Source organism: Staphylococcus sp. MB377 (assembly GCF_001922505.1).
Classification (GTDB): domain Bacteria; phylum Bacillota; class Bacilli; order Staphylococcales; family Staphylococcaceae; genus Staphylococcus; species Staphylococcus haemolyticus.
This window is the reverse complement of sequence record NZ_MAON01000019.1, coordinates 1-8,311: the sequence shown is the minus strand read 5'-3', so window position 1 is coordinate 8,311 and position 8,311 is coordinate 1. Positions and strand designations below refer to the sequence as shown.

Here is an 8,311-nt window from a genome sequence, read left to right as displayed (position 1 = left end):
AACCGTAGGTCTCTTCAGATCTACGGATTTTCCCCATGCCACGAAATTAGCATCATGCTAGCAAGTTAAACGAACACTGACATGATATATTAGTGATTAGCTATATTTTTTACTTTGCAACAGAACCAAAAGTATTTTAATTATAACACGGCATTTATGCCGAGAAAATTTATTGTGCGTTGAGAAGAACCCTTAACTAAACTTGGAGACGAATGTCGGCATAGCGTGAGCTATTAAGCCGACCATTCGACAAGTTTTGGGATTGTTAAGGGTTCCGAGGCTCAACGTCAATAAAGCAATTGGAATAAAGCATCTATGATTATTTGAAAACATAAGTTATAATACATTCAAAAATATTTTTGAATGAGGTGTAATTATGATTCAGACTATTGTAACTGCTGCTATTCTTTATATTGCGACAGCAGTAGATTTATTAGTGATTTTATTAATATTTTTTGCTAGAGCAAAGACTAAGAAAGAATATCGAGATATTTATATTGGTCAATATGTAGGATCTGTGGCATTGATTGTCGTAAGTTTATTCTTTGCCTTTGTCTTAAATTATGTTCCTGAAAAATGGATATTAGGATTATTAGGGTTAATACCGATTTATTTAGGAATTAAAGTAGCTATTTATGATGATTGTGAAGGAGAAAAGAGAGCTAAAAAAGAATTGAATGAAAAAGGATTGTCTAAATTAGTTGGTACGGTTGCAATTGTTACGATAGCAAGTTGTGGTGCTGATAATATTGGTTTATTTGTTCCGTATTTTGTGACATTAAGTGTTACTAATTTATTAATTACTCTGTTTGTCTTTTTAATTTTAATTTTCTTCTTGGTATTTACTGCACAAAAATTATCTAATATTCCAGGAGTTGGAGAAATTGTTGAGAAATTTAGTCGTTGGATTATGGCTGTTATTTATATAGCTTTAGGTTTATTTATTATTATTGAAAATGATACTATTCAAACAATTTTAGGATTTATATTTTAATTTAGGGTGCGATTTTATATGAGTTATGAAAATGCTTGTGATGTGATCTGTGTACATGAGGATAAAGTTAACAATGCTTTAAGTTTTTTAGAAGATGATAAATCTAAGAAATTACTTAACATTTTAGAAAAAATTTGTGATGAGAAGAAATTGAAAATCATATTATCTTTGATTAAAGAAGATGAGTTGTGTGTTTGTGATATTTCTTTGATATTGAAAATAAGTGTTGCTTCAACTTCACATCATTTAAGACTTTTATATAAAAATGATGTACTTGATTTTTATAAAAAGGGAAAGATGGCATATTATTTTATTAAAGACGATGAAATAAAAGAATTTTTCTCTAAAAATCAGGAGGGTTTTTGAAACGAGTGAAACGAGTTTCTTCTTGTCTTGATACTATAAAAAAGCAAAGATATAACATAAAATGACTTATCGGAAGTGCATATGATTATAGAATAATCGACTTAATATATATTGCACATTTGATTAGTATTTTATTAAATTAAAAGCTATCAGCAGATCTCAATAATGAACTGTAGATAGCTTTTAATTTATCTAATCGTATTTTTAATGATATTTACTACAAACATTATAATATTGTATCTTCTACTTTTAATTCCTGAGGATAATATATTCCTATTTTCTCATCCAAAGATTTGTGCAGAATTTGATAATCTAAATAAAAAAGAATATCTTTATCAGCACTTTTTTTAATTAACTCATTGAAAATATCTAGTGATTTTTGAGAATAGTTCGCAGATTTCAAGTAAAATAAAATAGATTTTTGATATGGATAAATATAATGAAACTTTTCTAAATATTGCTTTAAAAGGTTAATATTGATTGTTTTACGAGCATTTTGATAAGCTGTAGCAACTTCTTGAGGTCCACCACTGTATTGAGGACGAGTTGTAGAATCTAATAAAGTTCTTTCGATATTAGTTACATATACAGATTTAGAAAAACCAATGGGATTTTTTTTAATAATACCTGTATTATTGGTATTTTTTGTATTTAATACATGGACTCTATAAAAAGTGTTTTTATAGTTAAAATTATAGATACTTTTAGTTCTTCGCATTGGTTTTGAAAAAGCGTAATTGACTTTACCTTGTGTCAATTTTGCATTTTTACTATCTCTAGGTTTTTTAGACTGCTCTTTATTAATATAGATATCTTTAGGGTTATTAAGTGTTAAATCATGTACATGTAACCCACTGTAATGAGATAAGAACGAACGTGATAATAAAGAAAGGGCTATTTCATAAGGGGAAACAACAGTATATGTAGAAACATAACGTTCAATTTTTTCTCCTTCTTTTTCGAAGAAAATTGGAACTTCTTCAAAAATTTTCAAAATATTCACGGTAAACCTTTTAAAAGTTGATATTGAAGTTTGGTTGGGAACGCCATAATCTTCTTTTAATACATGCAATATTTTTATGATAGTAGTTCTATTCAAGACATTTCCATATTCTGTAGCTAAATCCTGTATTATATCTTTATTTTTAATAAGTTTATAAGTATCTTTACGTATATTATTATTTTTAAGTATATTTTCGATTTCTTTATCTGAAATTGACATCTTATACACCTCTTTAGAACATTTTTGTATAGCTATGGTATATATACCATAGCTATATGATAACCACTATAGTATAACTTAAAATATGATTTTTATAAAGCTATGGTATATATACCATAGCTTTTCATAGAATATAGTATTTTATTTTGATATAATAAAGGTAAATAGTTAAAGAAATGGAGACATTCTAATGGATTCAGAGACAATTAAAAGAACCACATTAAAGGCAATCTTCTCGGATGAACATTTAGAAAATATTTTAACCTTAAAAGGTGGAAATGCTTTGAATTTACACGGTTTAACTAAAAGAGAATCACAAGATTTAGATTTTTCTATTAAAGAAAATATACGTTTGGCAGAAAATGAAGAGGGCGTTCTTTTTAAAGATAATATTACTAAAGCATTTTTAGAAAAAGGATATCAAATACTTTCTTATAAATTTCAAGATAAACCTAAAATAAGAAATGACAGAACGCCTCCTTTTTGGGGAGGATATGTTATTACATTTAGTATTATAGAGGATACAGAATTACAAAAATTAAAGAATAAAGGTATAAAAAATTTTAATGCTTATGCAGAATCAATGGGTGATGGTTCTAAGAAAATTCAAATTGATTTAAGTTTTGAAGAATATACAGATCCTAGAACTACAACAGAAATTGATGGTATTAAAATTTATTTATATAGCTCTTTAATGATTATTTATGAAAAAATTCGTGCTTCTTGCCAGCAGTTAGAAGAGTATAAATTAAGTTCAGATAAAACTAGAGCAAGGGATTTATACGATATTTATTCTACCTTAACTAACATTTCAAACGTTGAGCTGAGAGAAGAAGTTACTAATCCTAATAATTTCCACATTCTTAGACGAATGTTTGAGCTTAAGGAAGTCCCAATTGAATTAATACCTAAAGTTAAGAAAATAAAAGATCGATTATTCCAAGACTATAAACAAGCAGTACTGCCACAAATACCAGCTAATACAGAAATACCTGATTTTGAATATTTATTTATTTATAATATGGAATTATTCGACGAATTATATACACTGTTAAAAAACAATGAGTAAATGTACAGGCTTTTAAATAAAAATATTATCAATTATGTCTTTTCATTTAAAAGTCATAATTGATAATATAGAACTAATAATTGTTAATAAAGAACCTATAATACTTATGATACCTTCTATTTTTAAATTAATGTTATCTTTCTTATTTCTAAAATTTAATAAAAATTCTACTAAAGATAAAAAGAATATAGGCATAGATAGTGACATAAAAATAATAAATACCCAAATATATTCTCTATACATTATAGATATTAATAAAAAAGGGAAACCAGAAACTAAAATATATTGTGCCCTGAGCCTCAAGTTCTGCAGTTCAAAGCCAAGACCTATAAAACCAAAAGTAAAAAAAGCTACTGCAATGATTCTTATTATATTATTATCGTTTTTTACCCATAGCTTTATTAACTTGTTTAACTTTACGTTGATATTCATTTTTACTATCTTCTAATTCTTTATTAAGATAATTCACTGCCCAAAAACTAATAGTAATGAGTTGGTCTTCTAGCTTTGTTGCTGAGGCAATGTTTAATGATTTAAATAACTACTCAAAATAGTATGAAATAAATACCAAATCAAGAGTAATGTACTTTATAAGCCGATTTCTTGTTTAACCTACATAATTAAATATTATCGGAAGTTATCTGTAACTCAATTATTAGAAATGATATAATACAAAAGTCGTCGTTCACTTCTGTGCTGTATTTAGCATGGAAGGAGGTGACATCATGTTCAGTACACTATTTGTAACTATTATAGCTCCTATCATAGTAGGAGTTATACTCACGTTATTTTCTCATTGGCTGAATAATCGTGAAAAGTAATTTAGCGACGACATATAGCTAATATACCAAAAGAGCCCGATAACTATTCGCAGTAGTTATCGGGCTCGGTGTTTATCATGTTAGTACACTATTTGTTAATCAAATTATAACACTGGTTAGTAGAGGAATGCAAAGTAAAGAAAGTTCTTAGGAATCAATTTCTAATTTTTTTAATAATATTACTTAATTTTTTTAAACTTCTATTAATATCATTCTCATCAATGTATGAGTAAGAAAATCGAATGTAGTTTTTGTAGTTAGAATCATATATTTCTCCAGGTTGTATAAGTATATTTTCTTTTATAGATTCATTAAACAATTTTTTTACGTTTATTGATATAGAGAACTCAAACCAAATATAAAATGATCCACTAGGGTCATTCCAACTACCATACATAGATAAATGAGTTTTTAGGGCGTCTATAAATATATCTTTACGTTTTTTTAATTCTAATTTTAATTCAGATATATGTTTTTCATGATAAGTATTTAGCCATTTTGTGGCAATATATTGTGATATAGAACTAGCACCATAGTCATTCTGCATTTTTAAATCAGATAAGTGATTAATTACATTTTTATCTGCTACTATCCATCCAATACGCAGACCAGGACTTACCGTTTTAGATAAACTTCCTAAATATAAAACATTGTCACTATTTTTCAAAGATTTCATGGGCATCGGTCTTTTTTCATCAAACCATAAATCAGAATATATACTATCTTCAACAATAGGTATTCCGTTTTTTTGACATTGATCTATAATTTTTTGCTTTTCTTCTTTAGTATAAGTATTTTGAGTAGGATTGTGTAAAGTAGGTATACAATAAAATATGCTGTTTTTGTAGTTACTACTTATTTTAAATATATTATTAATATTTCGCTTTATATAGTTGATTGATAAAGGGATCATTTTCGATTTGATATTATGCCAAGTACGTATGGAATTAATATAAGAAGGTGTTTCAATAATAATTTTAGATTGAGGAACTAATAATCCATCAGCTATTAGTTTTAATCCTTGAACAGCACCTGAAGTGATACATATGTTATCCACATCACATATGACTCCCCTTTTTTTCATATAATTTACTACTTCTAATCTAAGACTTAATTTTCCTTTTGGTTCCTCATAATTCGTTTGTATAGAGTCACTAATACTGTTTGATATTATTTCTTTGAACAAATGATTTGGAATTAACTTTGGAGATAACTCGCCAGTACCTAGACGTATAATATTAGGATTGAATTCTAATTCATTGATTCTTTGAATATAAAATTGGTTGCTTTTAGACATGCTGTTCCCTATATAATTTTGCCAATGAATATTACTTGTAATATAAGCATTCCATTTATATTGAGATACATAAACGCCTTTTTTTTCAATAGTTTCCAAAATACCATAACTTTTCAAAATATCTAATGACTGTATAACTGTAGATCTATTCACATTATAATATTGAGAAATTTCTCTTTGAGATGGTAATTTATCTCCTGATGATAATTCGCCATTGTTAATCTTATTAATAATATCATCTATTATCATTTTGTATTGAAAATTTCCCATACTTCTTCTCCTTAAATCTGGTTGGAATTTTATCTTTAATCTGGTAGTTTTTTTAAATTTCAGATTATTATAACATACAATCCAAAGGAGGGGTTATGATGTCACTGAAATTAGAAAAAGCAGTTTTTTCTAAAGAAATCAAAAAAGAATTAAAACCTTTGATGAAAAAAGATAACTATCATAATATTTTTGCTTTACTTTTTGATTGGTTGGTTATTTTTGGAAGTGCTTATTTAAGCATAACAACAGGAAATATATTTGTTTACCTGCTTAGTATTATTTTAATTGGAAGTCGAATGCGAGCTTTTGACAATTTAATGCACGAAGCATGCCATCGTTCATTATTTACGAATAAATTTTATAATAAGTGGATTACTTGTATTTTTATAGCATTCCCCATTTTTACAAGTTTTACTACATATTGTAATTCTCACTTTCAACATCATAAGAATTTATGGGATGAAGAAAATGATCCTGATACAAAAAGATATCGTATTGTTGGACTAGATAAGCCACAGGAAAACATCAATAAATTTATAAAAGATCACATTATAAAGGTGTTGTTACTGTTTCATGTGCCAAAGTATATACTAGGTACGGTATCAGCTAACCTTTATAGTAAGGACATACCTAAGTCAGAACTTTGGACTAGAAATATTTTATGGTTGGTTTTGATATCAACATCTATAGCATTTAATTTTTGGTTTTACCTTATTATCTTTTGGTTTGTACCACTTCTTACAACTTTTCAAATTATTCGTTACTGGGCAGAAATGGCAGAACATTCAGGATTAAACAATGATACTGAATTAACAGCAAGTAGAAATACGTTTGGTATGCCTTGGACAATATTTTTATTTCACCCACATCATGATAATTATCACTTGGTACATCATTTATTCCCAGCTATTCCGCACTATAATTTAAAAAAGGCACACTCTATTTTGATGCAAGATAAAAAATATAGAGAAGCACATCATTGCACAGGATTTTTCAAAACTACATTACCAGGATTTTATAGTGTGGTAAAAGATATTTGTACACCCAATAGTAAAATGAAAGAGAGTTAGTATTATGTTGCAACCAATCGTACATGGTGTTTTATTAGCGCTAGGTCTAATTCTACCGTTAGGAGCACAGAATGTTTTTGTATTTAATCAAGGAGCTAATCAAAAGAAATTTACAAAAGCTTTACCAGTCATAATAACAGCTGGACTATGCGATACATTTTTAATAACAATTGCAGTTTTAGGCGTTTCATTGATTTTAATGTCTTTACCTACGTTGCAATTAGTTATATATATTATAGGCCTTATGTTTTTATTATATATGGCGTGGTCATTATGGAATGAAAAACCTAATAATTTAGAAAATCATGACTCTATGAGTGCTAAAAAGCAAATTGGCTTTGCTATATCTGTATCACTATTAAATCCTCATGCAATCATGGACACAGTAGGAGTAATTGGAACAAGCGCTTCTGTTTATTCAGGTTCAGAAAAATTCTTATTCAGTATTTCTACTATTATGATTTCATGGATATGGTTTATTTTATTAGCTGTATTAGGGAAGATTTTAGGATCTATAGATCAAACTGGAAAATATATAATAATTTTAAATAAGATATCAAGTTTTATTGTTATTGTAGTTAGTTTGATAATTGTGAAAAACATCTTACATTTAATTTTTGGTTAGATGATAAAAGAGGTATTTTTATAAAATGAAGGCGTGGTCTTAAATGTCTAAAAGAACAGATGCAGACAATTATGTTATCAAAAAATACGGAAATGATATCAAATTCATTCGAGAAAGTGGAGGCATCTTCTATTATGAAATTAGTACTTTCTGGAGTGGAAAGTTTACAATAAAAGTTAAAGATGGTTTTCTTGGGTGGAGTGATGAAAAACTATAAGTAAAACTAGCGTTATATAAAATTACTTATCAGCAGCTATATATAACTCAGATATTACATAAAATAAAAGCACCTTCTCTCAGGCATCTGAATTGACGCTTGAGATAAGGTGCTATTCATGCTAGTTTCATTGTTAACTAAGTTATAACACTTGTGAGTGGAGAGATAAAAAAGACGTATAATGCGAACTCATAAAATTATATAGCCCATCTAATAAGTGTAGATGCATATGCTAGGTTCTGTTGCAAAGTAAAAAATATAGCTAATCACTAATATATCATGTCAGTGTTCGTTTAACTTGCTAGCATGATGCTAATTTCGTGGCATGGGGAAAATCCGTAGATCTGAAGAGACCTACGG

Annotated in this window: 10 protein-coding genes and 1 pseudogene; 8 read left to right on the top strand and 3 right to left on the bottom strand. The window is 27.7% G+C overall.

All coding sequences use genetic code 11. The annotated features are described in order from the left end of the window. From BB045_RS11985 to BB045_RS05130, 3 genes and pseudogenes are all read left to right on the top strand, one after another. Nucleotides 1–69: pseudogene (locus BB045_RS11985) on the top strand (IS6 family transposase); the annotation flags it as partial. A 307-nt stretch (nucleotides 70–376) separates the two neighbouring features. After that, nucleotides 377–994 carry a CadD family cadmium resistance transporter gene (locus BB045_RS05135; protein WP_049394661.1) on the top strand — a complete coding sequence of 206 codons (618 nt, stop codon included), beginning with the start codon at nucleotides 377–379 and terminating at the stop codon, nucleotides 992–994. Between the two features lie 18 nt (nucleotides 995–1,012). Next, nucleotides 1,013–1,360: an ArsR/SmtB family transcription factor gene (locus BB045_RS05130; RefSeq protein WP_002441960.1), complete on the top strand. Its 348-nt coding sequence runs from the start codon at nucleotides 1,013–1,015 to the stop codon at nucleotides 1,358–1,360. Between the two features lie 226 nt (nucleotides 1,361–1,586). Here BB045_RS05130 and BB045_RS05125 read toward each other — a convergent pair whose 3' ends face one another. Further along, on the bottom strand, nucleotides 1,587–2,582 hold the full coding sequence (locus BB045_RS05125) for a hypothetical protein (RefSeq protein WP_075140566.1): 996 nt from the start codon (nucleotides 2,580–2,582) through the stop codon (nucleotides 1,587–1,589). A gap of 190 nt (nucleotides 2,583–2,772) precedes the next feature. Here BB045_RS05125 and BB045_RS05120 point away from each other — a divergent pair, with 190 nt between their 5' ends. Beyond that, nucleotides 2,773–3,651: a nucleotidyl transferase AbiEii/AbiGii toxin family protein gene (locus BB045_RS05120; protein ID WP_075140565.1), complete on the top strand. Its 879-nt coding sequence runs from the start codon at nucleotides 2,773–2,775 to the stop codon at nucleotides 3,649–3,651. 42 nt (nucleotides 3,652–3,693) lie between these two features. Here the strand turns inward: BB045_RS05120 and BB045_RS05115 are convergent, their stop codons facing one another. Beyond that, entirely contained in the window at nucleotides 3,694–4,083 is a 390-nt protein-coding gene (locus tag BB045_RS05115; RefSeq protein ID WP_075140564.1) for a hypothetical protein, read from the bottom strand. A 293-nt stretch (nucleotides 4,084–4,376) separates the two neighbouring features. Here BB045_RS05115 and BB045_RS05110 point away from each other — a divergent pair, with 293 nt between their 5' ends. After that, complete coding sequence (locus tag BB045_RS05110) at nucleotides 4,377–4,472, top strand: type I toxin-antitoxin system Fst family toxin (protein WP_000493114.1); 96 nt, start codon at nucleotides 4,377–4,379, stop codon at nucleotides 4,470–4,472. Nucleotides 4,473–4,626: 154 nt separating this feature from the next. On the opposite strand, the gene BB045_RS05105 is transcribed toward BB045_RS05110, so the two are convergent. Next, complete coding sequence (locus BB045_RS05105) at nucleotides 4,627–6,039, bottom strand: aminotransferase-like domain-containing protein (RefSeq protein WP_000526300.1); 1,413 nt, start codon at nucleotides 6,037–6,039, stop codon at nucleotides 4,627–4,629. A gap of 98 nt (nucleotides 6,040–6,137) precedes the next feature. Between BB045_RS05105 and BB045_RS05100 the strand changes: the two genes are divergently transcribed. The 3 genes from BB045_RS05100 to BB045_RS12150 are packed head-to-tail and all read left to right on the top strand — an operon-like array spanning nucleotide 6,138 to nucleotide 7,951. Beyond that, entirely contained in the window at nucleotides 6,138–7,109 is a 972-nt protein-coding gene (locus BB045_RS05100) for a fatty acid desaturase family protein (protein WP_000053810.1), read from the top strand. Nucleotides 7,110–7,113: 4 nt separating this feature from the next. Then, nucleotides 7,114–7,734 (top strand): LysE/ArgO family amino acid transporter, encoded by a 621-nt coding sequence (locus BB045_RS05095; protein WP_000941203.1) that lies wholly within the window; start codon nucleotides 7,114–7,116, stop codon nucleotides 7,732–7,734. A 43-nt stretch (nucleotides 7,735–7,777) separates the two neighbouring features. Then, nucleotides 7,778–7,951 (top strand): hypothetical protein, encoded by a 174-nt coding sequence (locus tag BB045_RS12150; protein ID WP_000044738.1) that lies wholly within the window; start codon nucleotides 7,778–7,780, stop codon nucleotides 7,949–7,951. Nucleotides 7,952–8,311: the final 360 nt, after the last annotated feature.

What these genes read in the sequence shown, in the direction of transcription:
- BB045_RS12150 (WP_000044738.1), top strand. Translation starts at nt 7,778, where the DNA reads ATGTCTAAAAGAACAGATGCAGACAATTATGTTATCAAAAAATACGGA.
- BB045_RS05135 (WP_049394661.1), top strand. Translation starts at nt 377, where the DNA reads ATGATTCAGACTATTGTAACTGCTGCTATTCTTTATATTGCGACAGCA.
- BB045_RS05100 (WP_000053810.1), top strand. Translation starts at nt 6,138, where the DNA reads ATGTCACTGAAATTAGAAAAAGCAGTTTTTTCTAAAGAAATCAAAAAA.
- BB045_RS05105 (WP_000526300.1), bottom strand. Translation starts at nt 6,039, where the DNA reads ATGGGAAATTTTCAATACAAAATGATAATAGATGATATTATTAATAAG.
- BB045_RS05095 (WP_000941203.1), top strand. Translation starts at nt 7,114, where the DNA reads ATGTTGCAACCAATCGTACATGGTGTTTTATTAGCGCTAGGTCTAATT.
- BB045_RS05125 (WP_075140566.1), bottom strand. Translation starts at nt 2,582, where the DNA reads ATGTCAATTTCAGATAAAGAAATCGAAAATATACTTAAAAATAATAAT.
- BB045_RS05120 (WP_075140565.1), top strand. Translation starts at nt 2,773, where the DNA reads ATGGATTCAGAGACAATTAAAAGAACCACATTAAAGGCAATCTTCTCG.
- BB045_RS05110 (WP_000493114.1), top strand. Translation starts at nt 4,377, where the DNA reads ATGTTCAGTACACTATTTGTAACTATTATAGCTCCTATCATAGTAGGA.
- BB045_RS05115 (WP_075140564.1), bottom strand. Translation starts at nt 4,083, where the DNA reads ATGAATATCAACGTAAAGTTAAACAAGTTAATAAAGCTATGGGTAAAA.
- BB045_RS05130 (WP_002441960.1), top strand. Translation starts at nt 1,013, where the DNA reads ATGAGTTATGAAAATGCTTGTGATGTGATCTGTGTACATGAGGATAAA.